The 18,461-nt window shown below is 66.8% G+C and carries 12 protein-coding genes; 6 read left to right on the forward strand and 6 right to left on the reverse strand.

Features of this window, described 5'->3' with window-relative positions; translation table 11 throughout:
* Positions 1-29: 29 nt before the first annotated feature.
* From HNP55_RS05560 to HNP55_RS05570, 3 genes are read left to right on the forward strand one after another with little or no spacing between them, the layout of a single operon-like run.
* Positions 30-1,289, forward strand: a complete 1,260-nt coding sequence (locus HNP55_RS05560; RefSeq protein ID WP_184297042.1) for an efflux RND transporter periplasmic adaptor subunit — start codon at positions 30-32, stop codon at positions 1,287-1,289.
* Complete coding sequence (locus tag HNP55_RS05565; protein ID WP_184297044.1) at positions 1,282-1,968, forward strand: ABC transporter ATP-binding protein; 687 nt, start codon at positions 1,282-1,284, stop codon at positions 1,966-1,968. The genes HNP55_RS05560 and HNP55_RS05565 overlap by 8 nt, the downstream gene beginning before the upstream one ends.
* Entirely contained in the window at positions 1,965-4,415 is a 2,451-nt protein-coding gene (locus tag HNP55_RS05570; RefSeq protein WP_184297046.1) for an FtsX-like permease family protein, read from the forward strand. The genes HNP55_RS05565 and HNP55_RS05570 overlap by 4 nt, the downstream gene beginning before the upstream one ends.
* Positions 4,416-4,483: 68 nt before the next feature.
* Here the strand turns inward: HNP55_RS05570 and HNP55_RS05575 are convergent, their stop codons facing one another.
* The 3 genes from HNP55_RS05575 to HNP55_RS05585 form a co-directional block, all read right to left on the reverse strand.
* Complete coding sequence (locus tag HNP55_RS05575) at positions 4,484-7,408, reverse strand: YncE family protein (RefSeq protein ID WP_184297048.1); 2,925 nt, start codon at positions 7,406-7,408, stop codon at positions 4,484-4,486.
* A 280-nt stretch (positions 7,409-7,688) separates the two neighbouring features.
* Positions 7,689-9,137, reverse strand: coding sequence for a leucyl aminopeptidase family protein (locus tag HNP55_RS05580; RefSeq protein ID WP_184297050.1), 1,449 nt, complete (start codon positions 9,135-9,137; stop codon positions 7,689-7,691).
* A gap of 119 nt (positions 9,138-9,256) precedes the next feature.
* Positions 9,257-9,634: a thioredoxin family protein gene (locus HNP55_RS05585; protein WP_348648668.1), complete on the reverse strand. Its 378-nt coding sequence runs from the start codon at positions 9,632-9,634 to the stop codon at positions 9,257-9,259.
* A gap of 268 nt (positions 9,635-9,902) precedes the next feature.
* On the opposite strand from HNP55_RS05585, the gene HNP55_RS05590 reads away from it, so the two are divergent.
* Positions 9,903-10,073, forward strand: coding sequence for a hypothetical protein (locus tag HNP55_RS05590; RefSeq protein ID WP_184297054.1), 171 nt, complete (start codon positions 9,903-9,905; stop codon positions 10,071-10,073).
* A gap of 67 nt (positions 10,074-10,140) precedes the next feature.
* On the opposite strand, the gene HNP55_RS05595 is transcribed toward HNP55_RS05590, so the two are convergent.
* Positions 10,141-12,996: a DEAD/DEAH box helicase gene (locus HNP55_RS05595; RefSeq protein WP_409993731.1), complete on the reverse strand. Its 2,856-nt coding sequence runs from the start codon at positions 12,994-12,996 to the stop codon at positions 10,141-10,143.
* A gap of 53 nt (positions 12,997-13,049) precedes the next feature.
* Between HNP55_RS05595 and HNP55_RS05600 the strand changes: the two genes are divergently transcribed.
* Positions 13,050-14,291 carry a hypothetical protein gene (locus tag HNP55_RS05600; protein WP_184297056.1) on the forward strand — a complete coding sequence of 414 codons (1,242 nt, stop codon included), beginning with the start codon at positions 13,050-13,052 and terminating at the stop codon, positions 14,289-14,291.
* Positions 14,292-14,299: 8 nt separating this feature from the next.
* Positions 14,300-14,857, forward strand: a complete 558-nt coding sequence (locus HNP55_RS05605) for a tRNA-uridine aminocarboxypropyltransferase (RefSeq protein ID WP_221439477.1) — start codon at positions 14,300-14,302, stop codon at positions 14,855-14,857.
* Here HNP55_RS05605 and HNP55_RS05610 read toward each other — a convergent pair.
* Positions 14,842-16,755 carry a B12-binding domain-containing radical SAM protein gene (locus tag HNP55_RS05610; RefSeq protein ID WP_184297060.1) on the reverse strand — a complete coding sequence of 638 codons (1,914 nt, stop codon included), beginning with the start codon at positions 16,753-16,755 and terminating at the stop codon, positions 14,842-14,844. The two genes, HNP55_RS05605 and HNP55_RS05610, sit on opposite strands and share 16 nt — an antisense overlap.
* A 34-nt stretch (positions 16,756-16,789) precedes the next feature.
* Complete coding sequence (locus tag HNP55_RS05615; RefSeq protein WP_184297062.1) at positions 16,790-18,247, reverse strand: TIGR03790 family protein; 1,458 nt, start codon at positions 18,245-18,247, stop codon at positions 16,790-16,792.
* Between the last annotated feature and the right edge of the window lie 214 nt (positions 18,248-18,461).

Genomic DNA, 18,461 nt, shown 5'->3' on the forward strand with positions numbered 1-18,461 from the left:
GTATGCGCAGCGCGATGCTGCGAATCCTCATGCCGAATCAAACCCTCCATCTCAGCGGTGCAGCCATGGACCGCCGCCTGGCCCCGCCGCCGCGCTGGCGGCGCTGGCTGCCGCGCCTGGGCGCCGGCCTGGCGCTGGTCGGCCTTGTCGCGGGCCTGCTGCTGTGGGGCCGCCAGGCGCAGACCAGAACGGTGTTCGCGCCTCAGCTCGCGAGCGTGCGTGCCGGTGAATTTCGCGACGAATTGCTCTTGCGCGCCCGGGTCGAACCGCTGCGCTCCGTCCAGCTCGACGCCGCCGAGGCCGGCCGCGTCGAGGCCGTGCTGGTTCAGGAGGGCGAGCGCCTGGCTGCCGGCGCCCCGCTGTACCGCCTGCACAGCCCCGAGCAGGAGCAGCTCCTGATGCAGCGCAGCGCCGAGGTGGCGCAGCAGATGGCGAACGTCTCGGTTCAGCGCAGCGCGCAGGCGGCCAGCCTGGCGCAGAACCGGCGCGAGTTGGCACAGATGCAGATGGCCCAGCAGCAGGCCGAGGCCGAGCAGCAGCGCCAGCTGCAATTGGCGGCCGCCGGCTTTGTCTCGGTGGCCGCGCTGGAGCAGGCGCAGCGCCAGGCCCGGCTGGCCAGCCAGCTGCTGCAGCAAGCGCAGGCGGACCAGCGCCTGGAGGCCGACACCCGCCAGCAGTCCCTGGATGAAATGGCCCGCGCCGTGCAAGGCTTGCGGCGCGGCCTGCTGCTGCTGGAGCGCTCGCGCGAGCGCCTGCTGCAGCGCGCGCCCATCGCCGGCCGCCTGAGCGGCTTTCAGCTGCAGGTCGGCGCCAGCGTGCGCCCCGGTGACCGCCTGGGCCGCATCGACGATCTCGGTGGCGGCGTGCAGCTGGTGGCCGAGGTCGATGAGTTCTATCTGCCGCGCTTGCGGCCGGGCCAGCCGGCGCTGAGCCAGGCGCATGGCGAGCTGCAGCTGGCCCAGGTCCTGCCGCAGGTGCTAGCGGGCAAGGTCAAGGTCTTGCTGCGCTGGGCCGAAGGGCGCTCGCCGGCGGGCCTGTCCCCAGGCCAGGCGCTGGATCTGCGCCTGCAGCTGGAGCAGCCCAGGCCCGCCCTGCTGCTGCCCGAAGGTCCGGGCGTGCAGGCGCAGAGTTATGTGCTGCAGGGCCGCACCTTGAGCCGACGAAATATTCAGTTAGGCCGCCGTGCCGCTGGCCAGGTCGAGGTCTTGGCCGGCTTGCAAGCCGGTGAGCAAGTTTTGGTTTCCCCAATTCCGAGTGACTCCGCAGAAAGCTATCAAACCCATGATTGAACTGACCCAGCTGAGCAAGCGCCACCGCAGCGGCGATCTCGAAACCACGGCGCTTGACGCCATCGACCTGCAGATCGAGGCCGGCGAATATGTGGCCATCACCGGCCCCTCGGGCTGCGGCAAATCCACCCTGCTGGGCTTGCTGGGCCTGCTGGACCAGCCCAGCAGCGGCAGCTACCGCTTGCAGGGCGAGGATGTGGCGGGCAAGAGCCCGCGCGAGCTGGCGGCCCTGCGCCGGGGCCGCATCGGCTTTGTGTTTCAGAGCTTCAATCTGATCGACGAGATGACGGTGCAGGACAACGTCATGCTGGCCCTGCGCTACGGCAGTCAGCCCGAAAAGGCCCAGCGCGCCCGTACGGTCGAGGTGCTGGAGCGCCTGGGCCTGGCCCACCGCGCCGGCCACCACCCCAGCCAGCTCAGCGGCGGCCAGCAGCAGCGGGTGGCGATCGCGCGCGCCATCGCGGCCCGGCCCGCGCTCTTGCTGGCGGACGAGCCCACCGGCAACCTCGACAGTGCCCATGGCCAGGAGGTGATGCGTTTGCTGCGCGAGCTGAATGAAGAGGGTACGACTCTGGTGATGGTGACCCACAGTGCCGAACACGCGGCCCTGGCTTCGCGCACCGTGCGCCTGCTGGATGGCCGGGTGTTGGTGGATGCCCACGCGGGGCAGCTGCCATGAAGGCCTTGTTTCTGGATGCCTTGCGCGGCCTGCGCAGCCGCAGTGCCGCCACCGCCGTGGCCTTGGGTGGTTTGATGCTGGCCCAGGCGGCCTGCCTGCTGGTGGCGCTGCTGGCGATTGCTTTGTCTGATCCCGATCCGGGCATCCAAGCGCCAGAGCGGGTGGTGGTACTGGACTTCAAGGGCAATCTGCCGGGCGAGAGTAACTTCTGGTTCACCGCGGCGCCCCTGTCTTTTGCCGACATGCTCAAGCGCCGCCAACTGCCGCTGGAACGGATCAGCCGGGTGGCCCAGGGCGGTCTGGACATCAAGATCGAGGGGCGTCTGCAAGCCAGCTATCTGCTGATGGCCGACCCCGATATCGCGCCTCTGCTGAACCTCAAGCCCTTGGCCGGCGATTTACCGGCCAGCCTGGCGCGGCCGGACGGCATCGCCATCAACACCGACTTGCTGCGCAAGCTCTGGGGCGATCTGCCCCCGGCCCAAGCCATGGGCCGGAGCATCGAGGGCGAGGGGCGGCTCTACACGGTGGGCGCCGTGCTGCCCGAGCTGGACCCGCGTAACCCCCTGGCCAATGTCGGAGCTCTGCCCTCGGTGGGCCGTGCCATGGCCATGGTGGGTTATGACTCCCAGGCCAATACCCGCAGGCCCGAACAACGCGAGGCCATCTTCATCATCAACGGACGGGTCTTCGCGCGCCTGGGCGCGGGCGCTTCCGTCGACCAGGTCGGTGGCTGGATGCGTGAGGCTTTTGAGGCCAACCCTCTCTACGCCAAGCTGCCCGCCGAGTGGACGGCCAAGGGCCGCCAAGCCGCCTTCTTCCGCGGCCTGCCCCTGACCCAGCTGCCCTTCGAGGGCGACGCGGGCGTGCTGCGCTGGCAGCTGCTGGGCGCCGTGGGTGCGGCCTGTGCCTTGCTGCTCTTGCTGGCCGCCTTCAACACCATGAATCTGCAGACCGCCAGCCTGCTGCAGCGCCAGCGTGAAACCGCTTTGCGCCGCAGCCTCGGCGCGGACGGCCCGCGCCTGCTGCAACTCTGGGGCCTGGAGGTCTTGCTGCCTCTGCTGCTGGCCGCCGCGGGTGCTTGCCTGCTGGCCTGGTGCTTGGCACCGGCTCTGGCGGCCTGGATAGGTCTGGACCCCCTTCACCCCGTGGCCGACCCCATGCCGCCGCGCGCCCTGCTCGGCCTGGGTCTGAGCGTCTTGCTGCTCCTGCCCCTGACCCTCGCCCTGCCTGCTTGGGCCGCGCTGCGCCGTGCGCCTGCGCCGGCCTTGCAAGGCCGCAATGCCAGCGAAGGCCCTTGGGGCCGCCGTCTGCGTCAGCTGTTGCTGACTCTTCAATTGAGCGGCTCCATCTTGCTGCTGGGCCTGGCCGGTGTGTTGGCCCTGCAGCAGCAATATTTGCTGAACCTGGAGCGCGGCTTTGACACGCACAATCGTTTCTGGCTGGGTCTGGTGATCAACCCCAAAGACGTCCCCAATCTGGAGCCCTTGATCGCTGCGCTGCGCCAGCATCCGGCCATCCAGCACTGGGCCTTCAGCGAGATGCGTCCGGCCCGCGACACCATGGGCGAGCGCGATCCGCATCTCAGCGCCAGCGGCCACAAGCAGACGCTGCGGGTCAGCCGCGTCTCGGCCAGTTTTTTCGATACCTATGGCATGAGCGTGCTGGCCGGCGACCCCAGGATGGGTGCTGGCGCCGAGGGCGAAACACGCCTGGTGATCGACGCCAAGGCCGCGCGCTTGCTAGGTTTTGCCACGCCACAGGCGGCCGTGGGTGCCTTGCTGAACGGCGGCGGTGAGTGGCTGCAGCCGGGCACCGAAGCGCGCCGGGTGATTGCGGTGGTGAAGGATGTGCGCCTGGAGTCGGCCCGCGAGCCGGCCCTGCCCCAGGGCTTTTTGATCAGCGAAGCGCCGCAGTGGGACCTCAGCGTCTACGGGCCCGACGCCGTGGCCCTGCGCCGCGCCCTGGATGAAATCTGGGCGGCGCATGGCCCGGCGGTGCGGCACGAAATCCAGTCCGCCGATGCACAACTGGCCGAGGTCTACCAACAGGAGCAGCAGATCACCACCCTGTTGGCCGGCATCGCCCTGCTGGCGGTGGGCGTGACCATGCTGGGGGCTTACGCCCTGGTGGCCGACACCATGCGCCGCCGCCGCACCGAGCTGGTCCTGCGCCGCCTGCACGGCGCCAGCGATATGCAGATCGCCGCCCAGCTGGCGCGCGAGTTCGTGCCGCCGTTGCTGGCCGCCGCCTTGCTGGCCCTGCCGCTGGCGGCCTGGCTGGCTTGGCTCTATCTGCAAGGTTTTGACGCGCGAGTGGCTTGGCTTGACGGCCTGCTGCTGCCGCTGGCAGCGGCCTGCGTGCTCACACTTGTCATCACCCTGCTGGCCACGGTGCGCCATCTGCGCCAGGCCCTGGCCTTGCGGCCGGTGGAGGCTTTGGGCTGAGGCTGGGCACAAATCCCGGAAAGGAGTTGTGCCTGCTGAAGGGGCAGGGGCGGATGCTCACCTCTGCTTCAACGGGCGAACACCCAATATCTTTTCCCTGTCGTGGCGGCATCGTTCCCGCCTGTCTGGACCACCCCCACATGGCGATCTGCCGTGCTGTGGAACAAGGCCAAGCCATAGGATTGCTGGCTATTGATCGAGGGGAAGTTCAGCGTGCCCTGGAGCAATAGCAGGACGGGATCAATCTGTGCATAGCTGCTGGACAACAAGCCGGTATTCCATGAGTAGGCCGGGCCTTGCAGGGCCAGCAGCTCGGCATCATCGCTCGATGCAGAAATGCTAAGAAAGTTGCCACCGAGATTGATGCGTCCGGCAAATCGCAGATCCGAGGTTTTTGCCGCCAGCCCGCTGCTGTCAAACACCAGTGTCTGGCTGGTATTCAACGCGATCGGAGCGCTGGCGTAATAGTCTCCGTGGTAGGGCCAGTCGCCTGAGCCGAGCGCAACGGCGGCATTCTTGGGATCAAGCTTCAGATAGGTCAGCTTTGAGGGTGAAAGCCCCGAAGACGTCGAGAATGCGGTATTGAGTTTGTCAGCAAAAATCCCGTACTGCTGATTGCCCCAAAAGGTTCCTGCGCCATAGTTTGTCGCGACAGACAAGATGGCTCCGGTGCGGGCATTGATCAAGCCAGGCCCGCCGCTCCACTGATCCCCGCCGTACAGCAAGGCCTCGCCGGTGTTCAGCAGCACGGCGTCGCTGCGGATGCTGAGGGTATTGCTGGACCGTATGCGATTGCCCGTGGCGACATCAAAAAGATCCACCACCGAACCATAGAGCACGAGTGCCAGCTTGCCGTCCGGACTGACACTCAAGCCTGTGGGGGCAGCCAAGAGCGGCACCGAACGGAGCAGGCCGGAAAACGGATCCACAAAACTCAGCAGATTGGGTGAAGCGCTGGTCATCACGAGTTGGTCCAGGCCCTTGCTATAACGAACGATCAGGGGCTTGAATCCGAGTTCGGTGGTTCTCTCCGAGTTGGCCAGGACACGCAGCGTGAAGCTGGCCACGCTTCTCAGCGTGCCATCGCTGACCACCACCGATGCGATATAGGTGCCAGGCAGATCGGGGGTGAAAGACAACTGGGCCGAACTGCTGGTAGGAATGGCGGTACTTGACCCAGCAGGCCTGGAATCCAGTGTCCATTGGTAGCTTAGCGGCCGAGCCTGTGGGCTGTAGCTGAAGCCGGCATTGGCTGTTGCGTTGCTTCCCAGAATGGCCGTCCAGTTATTGTGGTCATAAACAATCACCGGAGGCGCATCACCCACTTTGATGAGTACCTGGCGATCCGAGTAGGCGCCTTGGGGATCGGTCACACGCAGTTGGATGGTGTAGTCACCGTCCACATCAAAGTTCAGGTGGGTATCCACAGTCGTGCTGGTGCTGAGCCTGGCCGTGCTCGCAGCGGGCGCGCTGAGCAGTGACCAGCTATAGCTCAAGGTGTCACCATCGGCATCAAAGCTGGCTCCGCCACGCAAGGTCATGGATGCGCCGCTCTGAACTCTTGCGTTGCCGTAAGAGATGGCTGCAACCGGGGCGGCGTTGACGCTTGCATTGGCTTCGGGCGGACGGTTGAGCACACTCAATGTGTAGATGGATTCGCCCCAGGCGCCCCTGATGTCCTGCACCCGTACTTTGAGCTTGTAGCTGCCCAGCACATCGGGGGTGTACTGAAACCGGGTCCCTGAGCCGCTGAGTTGTGCGCGGCTGCCGCTAGGCTGCTCCAGGATCTCCCAAGCCGTGCTCACGGGGCTGCCATCCAAGACGCGCACGGATGTGGTATCCAGAGAGAACACCGAGCCGAGGGATGCGCTGATGGGCGCTTGGGTGATGGTTGTACCCGTGAAGCTGTTGTTGACCAAGATACTGGCCGTTGCGGGCGCCATATAGCGGACATCGATGGGCACAATCGATTCGGAATAGGCGCCACGCCCGTCCTCCACATGGGCATGCAGCTTGTACAAACCCATTTGGTCGGGCCTGAACTGAATCAGCGGGTCGGTGCCGGTTAAAGGGGCTGAACTTCCGTCCGGGCGCTGCAAGACCTTCCATATGGTGCGAACCGCTCCACCATCGCTGGCCCGCAGGCTCGCGGTGTCGAGGACAAAATTGGTGCCCAAAGTGCTGTCAATCGTGGCCTGTTCGACCGGAGTGGCGCTGAAATTGGGGGCCACGATCATGGTCGACGTGGACGGTGGGGCGTACACCATGCGCAAGGTGTAGAGCGCGTCGGAGTAGTTGCCGTAGTTGTCCCGTACGCGGGCGCGGAGTATGTACATACCCATCAAGTCGGGTGTGTATTGGAACTTTGAGCCATTGCCCTGTAGCTTGGCCAAGCTGCCTGCGGGTTGCTGATCCACGGACCAGGTGGTGGACACCGCCGTACCGTCGTTGGCTTTGAGCTGTGAACTGTCCAGTGTGTAGACGCTGCCAACCGTACCATCCAGGCTGGCAATCTGCACCGGGGTCGTGGAGCCTGTGTAGACCGCGGTCACGATGATATTGGCCACGGGTGGGGCTTCAGCAATTTGCAAGTCCACGGTCTTGGTGGCGCTGGACCCGGCGCTGCTGGTCAGAGTCAGCGTGACTTGGTATTTGCCTGGCAAATCAGGTGTGAGTGAGGCTGCTTTTTGCGCTGCATTGCTGAGGCTAGCCTTACTCCCGCTGGGCGCCATGCTGAGTGCCCAGGCATAGCTTAGAACGCTGCTTGTCGAGGTGGTGCTGGCGGAAGCATCTAGCGTGATCACGCCATTGACGCCTCCCCGCATCGCTCCCTCACTGTCTGCGTTCACCCCCAGGGCGCTGATGCGCGCGACGGGCGCCTCGGCTGGGGTAGGCAGGGGGCTCGTGGCGCCACCACCTCCCCCGCCGCAAGCGGTCAGGGAAAGTACAAGAAAGAGCGACGCCAGACGGCGCCCAAGCGGCCAGTTCAACATGAATGTTCCCTCTCTATTCGACAAACATCTGGCGCCAGTGACGACTCCTGCCGTCTCCGTCTATCCTGCTTGGGCGAGGTTCACGCTGGAAGGATTGTTCTGCTCAGTTTTCCCGCGTGGAATGCAACAAGAAGAATCAGGAATTTCCCTGGGGTTCTCTTGAGATCTGCCCGGCAAAAGCCAGTTTGTTTGAGGTTCTCGGAACCGGATTGGAGTTGTGCGCGCCCAGACGATCAATCACCCTTTTGGGGGGGGGCAGTCGTCCGCCCCCGTCGATGCATCAAGCCGCGTAACGCTGCTCCAGATAGCTCAGCAAAGTACGGATGGTCTGCGCCTCGCCGCCGATGGGGCGGCCGGCACGGGCCACGTCGTTCCAGGCGAACAGGTCGATGTGCAGCCAGTCCTGGTTTTCGTCCACGAAATACTCCAGGAAGAGCGCGGCGTTGATGGCGCCGGCCAGGGCGCTCTTGCCGGTGTTGACGATGTCGCCAATCGTGCTTTCGATGCCGCTCTTGTAGGGCGCCCACAGCGGCATATGCCACAGCGGGTCGTCCAGCTTCAGGCCCAGGTCGACCAGGTCGCGGGCGGTGTCGTGATGCTTGCTGAACAGGGCCGGCAGCTGCGCGCCCAGGGCCACGCGGGCGGCGCCGGTGAGGGTGGCCATGTCGATGATGAGGTCGGGCTGGCCTTCGGAGGCATAGGCCAGGGCATCGCTGAGCACGACGCGGCCTTCGGCGTCGGTATTGCCGATCTCGATGTGCAGGCCCTTGCGGGTCTTGATCACATCGCCGGGGCGGTAGGCATTGCCGGCGATGGCGTTTTCCACCGCCGGGATCAGCACTTGCAAGCGCACGGGCAGCTTGGCAGCCATCACCAGGGCGGCCAGGCCCAGGGCGTTGGCGGCGCCTCCCATGTCCTTCTTCATCTGGCGCATGCCCTCGGCGCCCTTGATGTCCAGGCCACCGGTGTCAAAGCAGACGCCCTTGCCGACGATGCTCAGCAGCGGGGCCTTGGCACCGGCCTTGGCGCCGCTCCAGTTCAGCTCGATCAGGCGCGGCGCGCGGGTGGCGGCGCGGCCCACCGCGTGGATGGCGGGGAAGTTGTGCTTGAGCAAGGCCTCGCCGACGATCTGCTTGAACTTGGCGCCATGCTGCTTGGCGACGATCTGGGCGGCCTGGGCCAGCTCCTCCGGGCCCATATGCTCGGCCGGGGTGTTGACCAGATCACGGGTGGCGCAGATGGCGGTGGCCTGGGCCAGGCCACGCTGCACCTCGGGGCTGGTGCTCAGCTGCAGCTGGGCCGGAGCGCGGCGGCGCGGCTTGTAGAGGTCAAACTGATAACTGCCCAGCTCCCAGGACAGGGCGGCCTGCTCGGCGGCCACCGTGAGGCCGAGGGCGTCGTTCAGCACATACAGGCCTTCCGGCAGGGCCTGGGGCAGGGCGGACAGGGCGAAGGGGTGGGCGGCATGGGCCACGCCAGCGAAGACCTCGCCCAGCTTGCCATCGGCGCCGGGCACCAGGGCGTGGCTGTCGGCCGCGCCGGTGAAGCCGACGGTGGCCAGCCAGTTGCGCGTGGCCGCGGGCAGCGTGGGGGCCAGGGCCTGGAAGGCCGCGCGGTCCATCACGGTGATGGGGGTGGGGGCTTGGGCCGCCGCGGTGCTTGCGGCTTTGCTGCTACGACGCTTGGTGGGGGTCTTGGCTGTGCTTGTCTTTTGGAGCAGAACGGTCATGGCTTGGGCTCACGCGGGTCGCGCAAGAGTTGGAAATGAGATGAAAGAATTTGTTGCGGGCCGGATAGGCAAGGCTGCAATTGTCCTCGCTTGTCCAGATTCGAGACAGGGTGGACGGCTCAGCAGCTGCTTTGCAGTCGCAGCAGCAAGGCCTGGGCGGCGGGGCTGGCACTGACCATGGCGGCCTGGCTGGCGGTTTCCAGCAGGCGTTGAGCGGTGGCCAGCTGGGGCGTCACCGGGCCGATAAAACGCAGCTCCTCACCCACGCCGATCAAGAGGGTGGGGAAGGTCTCCACGTCCAGATCGCCCACCAGCTCTTCGTCGTCCTCGGTGTCCACCCAGACGAAGCGGAACTCGGGGAACTGCTGGCGCAGGGCGGCAAAGGTCTCGTGATAGCCCTCGCAGGTGCGGCACCAGGCGGCGCAGAGGCAGGCCACCAGGGTGGTGTGGGCGTGGCGGGTGTGAGCGTCGGTGGGCACGCCGGACAGTGTGCTCACCGGTGAGTTCGCAGAAGGCTTCATAAGGTGCCCAGCTTAGCGAGAAAGCAGCCGCTTCCGCCCGGTCTGGGGCTTGGCGGCCGAGTATTTCCACGCATTTGCTTACTTTTTGAGCAGTTGGCGCGCCCATACTGAAGGCGAAAGGAGCTGAAAAATCTTACCGCCCCGCTGTCAACCTTGGCTCCGGGGTCGGCGTTGACATCAGCAGACGGCCCGCAAGCCCATAGGGATGGACCCCAGGGACGTCAGGAGAAAAGGCAAGAAAGCCATGAAAACTCAGCAGCACCCCGAACAACAACCCCGTCGCATCCCCTGCCCCGAATGGCATGGGGCCCAGCTGGACAAGGGCCGCAAGCACGAAGCTTTCGAGGCCGGTTTTGGTGGCGGCGACCGTCGCAGCCTGGCACGCGCCGGCATCCGCTTCGACCGCAAGCGTTGATTTGTTCTTGAACAGAACCGGCCGGGCATTCCCCGGCCGTTCTCATTTCTGCGCCCCGCAGCGCCCGTCAAGCCAGGGGCGCCAGCAGCAGCTCCAGATCCGCGGGGCTGAATTTGACGGTCTCGGCCGCGTCCGAGCCCAGCACGCCCTCCGCCAGCCTGAGCTTGCGTGCCTGCAGCTCCAGCATGCGCTCCTCGATGCTGCCCGCCACCACCAGCTTGTAGACAAACACCGGCTTGTCCTGCCCGATGCGGTGGGCGCGCGCGCTGGCCTGGGCCTCCACGGCCGGGTTCCACCAGGGGTCCACATGGATGACGGTGTCGGCCGCCGTCAGGTTGAGCCCGACGCCGCCGGCCTTCAGGCTGATCAGCAAAACAGGCACTTCCTCGGCCTGAAAGCGCCGCACCAACTCGGCCCGCTCGCCCACCGGGGTGGCGCCGGTCAGGCTGATAAAGGGCAGGCCCAAACCCTGCAACTCGGCGGCAATCAGGCCCAGCATCTCGGCAAACTGCGAGAACACCAGCACCCGCCGCCCCTCGCTGAGCAGCTCGGGCAGCATCTGGCCCAGCAGCTCCAGCTTGGCCCGCTCCATGCCGGGGGCGATCTCCATGCTTTTGACCAGCAGGGGGTCGCAGCAGACCTGGCGCAGCTTGAGCAAGGCGTCCAGCACCGAGATCAGGGCGCCGGAGAAACCATGCTTGGCCAGCTCGCGCCGCACCTGCTTGTCGGCCGCCACCCGCACGCTTTCGTACAGCTCTTTCTGCGCGCCGAAGAGGGGGATGCGGCGTATCACCTCGCTCAGGGCCGGCAGCTCGGTGGCCACCTCGCCCTTGCGGCGGCGCAGGATGAAGGGCCGCACCCGGGCGGCCAGCAGCTCGGCGCGCAGGCTCTCGCCATTCACCTCGATGGGTTTGCGCCAGAGCCGGGCAAAGCTGCGTGAATCACCCAGAAAGCCGGGCATCAGAAAGTCGAACTGCGTCCACAGCTCGCCCAGATGGTTTTCCAGCGGCGTGCCGGTGAGGCAGAGCCGGTGCCGCGCATGTAATTTGCGAACCGAGCGGGCCGCGCGGCTGGCGGCGTTCTTGACCGTCTGTGCCTCGTCCAGGATCAGCAGATGCCAGGACTGGGCGGCCAGGGCCGAGATATCGCGCCACAACAAGGGGTAGGTGCTCAGCACCAAGTCATAGTCACCTAACTGTTTGAAATGGCGGGCCCGCTCGGTGCCCTGCAAGACCAGCACGCGCAAATCGGGGGCGATGCGCCGCGCCTCGGCCAGCCAGTTGAACAGCAGGGAGGTGGGCAGCACGGCCAGGGCCGGGCGGTCCAGGCGGCCGGCCTGCTTTTCGATCAGCAAGTGGGCCAGGGCCTGGGCCGTCTTGCCCAAGCCCATATCGTCGGCCAGGATGCCGGCCAGGCCTTGCTCGCGCAGGTATTGCAGCCAGGCCAGGCCGGCCAGCTGGTAGGGCCGTAGCTGCAGGCCCAGGCCGGCTGGCGGGGCCACGGGCTGCGGGCTGCCGGCGGCCTGCAGGCGGCGGGCCAGCAGGCGCAGATCGGCGTCGCCCTGGATCTGCCAGCGCGTGCGCGCATCGATGTCCAGCAGGGCCAGGCGGCCGGCGTCCCAGTCGCTGATCTGCAGCGGGCCGGCGGCGCGCTTGGGGTCGGTGAGCAGGTCCACCATCGCGCCGATGATGGTTTTGAGCGGCAATGCCGGGGCCTCGATGCGGCGCCCGCCAGGGGCGTGCAGCAGCACCGTGGCCTCGTCTTCGATCTGGTCCAGCTCCTCGCGCTGTAGCCAGCGGCCATCGCGCTTGATCAGGTCGGCAATCATGGGCGCCAGATCCAGGGTCTCGCCCTCGATCTCCACGCCCAGGCTGAGCAGCCAGGAGCCCTGGCGAGCCGGCAGGCTGAGCCTGTCGATCTTGATCTTCCAGCCCTCCGCCTGCGCGGGCCGGTGGGCAAAGCCAGGCAGCAGCTGTATCGCCCAGCCCTGGGCCTGCAACTCGGGCACGCGCTCCAGATAGAAGGCGCCGAAGAATTCTTCTTGCGCCAGGGTCCACCAGGGGCCGGCCAAGGCCGCGGCCGGGTCGCGCCACTGCAGCAGCTTGGCGTCCAGCGGGATCAGCTGCAGGCCCCAGAGCTGGTCGCGTGCATCGGCCTCTTTGATCAGGTCGCGGGCCAGCAGGCGGCCGTTCTCCAAGGCTTGCAAGGCGGCTGGGCGGCCGCCCAGCAGGCTGCGGGGGGCGGGGGTTTCCCAGCGCAGGCCGTCTTCGCCGGTGTAGGTCCAGTCCACCTTGGCCACCGTGACGGCATCGCCGCGCGGGCCCAGCTTGCCGCTGGGTGATAGGCCTAACAAACCATCGCCACGGTGCAGGGTCTGCAGCGTGAGGCGGGGCTGGAAGCGGGCCGGCTCGCCCTGCGGCAAGGGCGGGGCGGCGGGCTCGGTGGGCGGCAGCGGCGCGGGGGCGGCGTCTTCCAGCAGCAGATCCATCAGCTTGACGGCGTCTTCGTCGGGCAGGCGGGGCAGGGCCTTCAGCTCGGTTTTGCTGGCCTTGCGGCGCAGGGCTTGGACCCAGGTCTGCAGCAGGGCGGCGCGTTGCGGCGCATCGGCCTCGGCCTGCAGCTTGAGCATCAGGGCGGCCGCATGCTCGCAAAAGCGCTGGACCTTGCAGGAGCACAGGGCTTGGTAGTGGGGGGGGCCGCCTGGCTGCGCCAGGCCTTGCACGCTGAGCTCAAAACTTTGGCCCGCGGCGCCCACCCAGCGTGCGCTGGCGCCCTCGGGCCCGGCCTGCACGTCCACCAACTGGGCCTGCAGGCCGCGGCCGCGCAGCAGGCGGGGGCGTTCGAACAGGCGGGCCAGGGTCTCGGCACTGGGCGGCCAGATGCGGTCCGGGTTCGGCTTGGTGGTAGCGGCTTGGGCGGGCATTTCCTTCATTGTCACCGCTGGGGCCATCGGCTTTTGCTGGCAGACTGCGCGGCATGAAGAAGTGGATCCAACGAATTCTCTGGGGCCTGCTGCTGGGCCTGTGCCTGGCTGTGCTGCTGGCCCTGCAAACCCAGCCCAGCCTGCCGCCCGCCGTCGAGGTGAAGAGCGCCGACCTGAGCCGTGCCAAGGACTTCCTTAAGCGCAATGACCCGCGCCTGATCGAGGGCGGTTCGCATCGCTTGGTCACCCTCAGCGAGAAAGACCTGAACCTGCTGCTGGGCCAGGCGGCCTTGTACTCGCGCAGCGGCGCGGCCCAAGTGCGCCTGCATGCGGGGGTGGCGGATCTGCGCATCGCCTATGCCTTGCCCAAGCTGGGCCTGTGGCTGAATGTGCAAGCCCTGTTGCACGAGACCCGGCGCCTGCCCGAATTCGAGCAGGTGTGGGTGGGGCGTCTGCCGGTGCCGGCCTGGGTGGCCAATCTGGCGCTGCGCAGCGCGCTCAAGCATCTGCCGCCGCCGCAGGATGTGCAGCTGGCCAAGGACTTGATCGAGCGCATCGGCTTTGGCGAGCAATACGCGCAAGTGCGCTACCAGTGGCAGCCAGACAGCATGGAGCGGGTGATGGCCTTGGTCTGGCCCGCGTCCGAGCAGCAGCGGGCCATGGCTTACCACGAGCATCTGCGCAAGCTCAGCGAGGCCTACCCGGTGAATTCAGCGGTCTCGCTGGCGGCCTTGCTGCCGCCCCTGTTCGATCTGGCGCGCCAGCGCAGCCATGGGGACGAGCGCCTGATGGCGGCCGAAAACCGCGCCGCCATCCTGACGCTGACCCTGCATGCCAGCGGCAAGAGTTGGGCCGTGCTGATGCCGTCGGCACGCCACTGGACGCCGCTGCGACCTTTGGTTCTGACCCTGGGCGGCCGGGACGATTTTTCGCAGCATTTTCTGGTCTCGGCGGCCCTGGCCATCGAGGGCGGCGGGCCGCTGGCCGATGCCATCGGGGTCTACAAAGAGGTGGCGGATTCGCGCGGCGGCAGCGGCTTCAGCTTCAACGATATTGCGGCGGACCGGGCCGGCACCCGCTTCGGTGTGCTGGCGGCCAAGAACCCGGCGCGCCTGCAGATCGCCATGAGCGCGGGCCTGCAGGAGCGCGACTTCATGCCCGATGTCAGCGATCTGCCCGAGTTCATGGCCGAGCGCGATTTCCAGCAGCGCTACGGTGCCATCGGCTCGCCCGTCTACCGCGCGACCATGGCCGATATCGAGGCCCGCCTGGACGGGCTCAAGCTGTGGAAGTAAAGAGAAGATTGATCTGCCGTGCCTGCGAGCTACCCCTGGCCGCCTGCCTGTGCGCCTGGGTCAGGCCGGTGGACAACCGGGTCGAGCTGATCGTCTTGCAGCACCCGCAGGAGCAGCATCAGGCCAAGGGCACGGTGCGACTCTTGCAGCGCTGCCTGAGCCGCTGCCGGGTGCTGGTGGGCGAGGGGTTTGACGAGGCTTTGCTGGCGCCGCTGCTGGGTGCGGGCACGGCCCTGCTTTACCCCATGGACGCGACGGCCTTGGCCGGCGCCACTGCGGGGCCAGTGCAGCGCTTGATTCTGTTGGACGCCACCTGGCGCAAGAGCCGCAAGATGTTGCAACTCAACCCCCGGTTGCAGACGCTGCCACGTTTGGCGCTGACCGAGCTGCCGCCCTCCGGCTATGCCATACGCCGCGCCCAGCGGCCCGAGCAGCGCTCCAGCCTGGAGGCTGCGGCGCTGGCCTTGCAGCAGCTGGAGGCTCAGGTCTTGCCCGGGCTGGATCGGTACCGGCCTTTGTGGGAGGCGTTTGAGGGCTTTGTGGCCGACCGTCAGAAATTCGGCTGACTCAGCGCCCTGGCAATCCTGTGCCGCGACACCGTGGGCTTGGGCACCTTGATCGTGAACCAGCTGCGCACATCCTCTTCCAGGCCGATGCCGTGCATATAGTTGTAAATGGCCTTCTTGAGCGCCCGGCCCAAGACATCGTGGTCCACGCCGCTGGGGTCCACAAAGCCCACATCGTTCTTGGCGAAACCGCCGGGTGGCAGGGGCAGCAGGCTAACGCCGTAATCCTCCGGGCTCTTGCCCACCGGGGAATGCACGGTGCAGGCAAAGCGGTGGAAGAAGCCGCTCTGGATGCAGCCGTTCTCGAACAGCTGGCGCACATATTCCAAAGCATCGACGGTGTCCTGCACCGTCTGCGTGGGGAAGCCGTACATCAGATAGGCGTGCACCAGGATGCCGGCGTCGGTGAAGCTGCGGGTGACGCGCGCCACCTGCTCGACCGAGACGCCCTTCTTCATCAGGTTCAGCAAGCGGTCCGAGGCCACCTCCAGGCCGCCCGAGATGGCGATGCAGCCGCTGTCGGCCAGGGCTTGGCAGAGCTCGGGGCTGAAGGATTTCTCGAAGCGGATATTGCCCCACCAGGAGATGTCCAGCTGGCGGGCCTTGAGCTCGGCGGCCAGGGCCTTGAGGGCCTTGGGCGGCGCGGCCTCGTCGACGAAGTGAAAGCCGGTTTGCCCGGTCTCCTGCACGATGGCTTCGATGCGGTCCACCAGGGTGGCGGCGCTGGCGCCCTCGTAGCGGGAGATGTAGTCCAGGCTGACGTCGCAGAAGCTGCACTTCTTCCAGTAGCAGCCGTGCGCCACGGTGAGCTTGTTCCAGCGCCCGTCGGACCACAGCCGGTTCATGGGGTTGAGCATGTCCAGCAGGGAGAGGTAGCGGTCCAGGGGCAGGCCGTCCCAGGTGGGCGTGCCGACCTCGGCGAAGGCGATATCGGGCTCGACGAAGTTGATGTAGCGCACCTCGCCGTCTTCACGGACGAAGGTGCGCACCAGGCGCTGGCGCGAGCGCCGGCCTTGGCAGTGCTCGATCAGCGCCAGCAGCGGGCGCTCGCCGGCGTCCAGGGTCAGGAAGTCGAAGTAGTCGAACACGCGCGGCTCGCTCAGCTCGCGCAGCTCGGTGTTGACGAAGCCGCCGCCCAGGGCCAGCTTGATGGCGGGGAAGCGGGCGCGAATGGTCTGGGCGATGCGGAAGCCGGCGTAGACGGCACCGGGGAAGGGCACGGACACCAGCACCAGCTCGGGTCGGTGTTTTTCAATCGCGGCCAGGGTCAGGTCTTGCAGCGTCGTATCGACCAGATTCAGCGGCGCGGCCAGGGCCTGGGCCAGGGGCTCGAAGCTGGGCTGGCTGGTGGCGAGCGACTCGGCATAGCGCACAAATTCGAAGCGCGGGTCCACCGCCTCGCGCAAGACATCGGCCAGGTCGTTCAGATACAGGGTGGCCAGGTGGCGGGCGCGGTCCTGCAGGCCCAGGGCGCCGAAGGCCCAGGCCAGCGGGTCGCCGCCGTCCTCGTCCACATAAACCTCCAGGGATTGGAAGCGCGGCCCCTCGGGCAGGAACTGGCGGCTGTTGATGCGGTGGGCCAGCGTGGGGTCGCGGCCTTGCAGAAAGGCGATGGTGGGCGTGATGGTGGAGCGGTAGCGCTGGTACTCGGCCAGGAAGTTCTGCACCGTGGGCGCGCGCTGGGCCTCGGCCTGGGCGCGTTCATGCAAGGCTTGCAAGCCCTCGCGCGAGAACAGCCTGAGCATCAGGGCCAGGGCCAGGTCTTCCTGCACGGCCGGGATGCCGCGCGAACGCAGAAAGCCGGTGATATAGGCCGTGGACGGGTAGGGCGTGTTGAGCTGCGTCATCGGCGGGATGAGGGACAGCACGCGCAAAGGGGGCATGGGAAGGCTGGACATGGGGGCGTGATTTTGCCAGCCCCGGGGTTTCAGCTCAGTTGCTGATGCTTAGCATGCATTGCAACAAAGGGTTGCTTCCGCAAGGCCCCATCCAGCGCAGCTGGGTCGCATTGGCGGGTGGCAGCGGGCTGCTGAGCGTTTGCGCCGGCACGGCGCCGGTGGCAAAAGTAGCCAGGCTGGTCCAGCTGCCGCTGCTGCCGACACGGTACTCCAGGGCATAGCTGCTATGGGGCCGCAGGGCGCGGGTGACGATCTGGTACTGGTTGCCAACCAGGCTGAAGCTGGGCTTGTCGGCAAAGGGCTGGGCCAGCGGCTCGCCGACGAAGAGGCCCTGGCCGGGCCAGTCCACCGATTTCCAGTAGGCCTCGATCAGGGTGGCGCCGCGGTAATACTGGTCGATCAGGCTGGAGGCTTGTGGGAATTTGTTGGTGTAGTTGCAGGGCTCTTCCACCGTGCCGTAGCTGCCGGTGGCGCCTGCGCTCAGCCAGTCCAGCGCCGACATCTGGCCCCCGCCGGGGAGCAGGCCGCCGTAAGAGGTCAGGTGGTCGGCCACCGCGCCGGGCCGGAAGCCATTGCTGGCGATGCCGGGCACCGAGGCCAGGCCGGTGAAGTAGAACAAGACATTGCTCTTGCCGCTGATGGCATTGTTGGCGCTATTGGCCGAGGCGTCGATATAGCTGAGCTGCAACCGGCCGGCCCAGGCGGCAGGCTGGGCCGCGAAGTCGGCGTAACGCACGCTGCGGGCCGCGTCCGAGGTACGGATCAGATAGCCATCGCCCGTGGGGTAGCTGGCATCGGCCTTGACGCCGCGATCGATCAAGGCCTTGGCCGCATCGAGCGTGCTGGCGCCCAGCAGCATGGAGGGGCGAAGCTTCAGATCGGTCCAGGGCCGTTGGGATTCGGACTCGAAGTAGCCCGTGCGAGTGGTGCCGTCGCAGCCACCGCAGTATTGGACGTCATAGCCCAGGGCCAGGGCACTGGTGATGCTCATGGCGCAGCGGCCGACCACGCGCGAGGGTGCGGCCCAGGTCACAAGCGTGGCTTGCACGCCGGCGGGCAGCTTGGCGTCCACATCGGTCTTCAGGGCGGCGAAGTCGGCGGCCGAGATGCTGGCCGAGGCGGTGTTGACCTTGACCCGGATGATGTTGGCGGCCGGAATGCCGCGGGCCGTTTGGTAATAGGCCGCGACGGCCTCGGAGAGCGGATCGCCCTCGGCCACGATGACGCCCAGATCGGCGGCCACCAGGCCCTGGCGCGGCAGCGTCAGGCCGAAGGTGGTGGTGGCACTGCCTATCGGTTGCGGAGATGGCTGAGGTGAGCTCGGGCTGGCCGGCGTGCTGAGGCTGGGGCTGCTGCCGCCGCCACCGCCGCCGCAGGCTGCCAGGCACAGACTCAAAACCAGGCCGGCCCAGTGAGCCAGGCCCAAGCGCCTAGCCTGGGGGGAGGCGGCCGAGGAGCCGGTGCGTGCGTGGGGGTTTTTGACGGCAAACATGGTTCGAGTGTTCCATTCCCTTGCGTCGCTGGTGGCCGGAGATGGGCGGTCAATCCGGCGCTGATTTTGCCAAAAACGCGACAGAGCCCGCGCTGCATTGCCACAAGCGCACATGGGTTTGCTTTTTTCTTTCCCCACAAAAGTGCAGATTCCTTTTCTTGAATTCGGTAAAGCTTATGAATTAAATGAAAAGTAAGTGCATGCCAACGACGCC

The organism is Roseateles oligotrophus (genome assembly GCF_014204525.1).
Classification (GTDB): Bacteria; Pseudomonadota; Gammaproteobacteria; order Burkholderiales; family Burkholderiaceae_C; genus Paucibacter_A; species Paucibacter_A oligotrophus_A.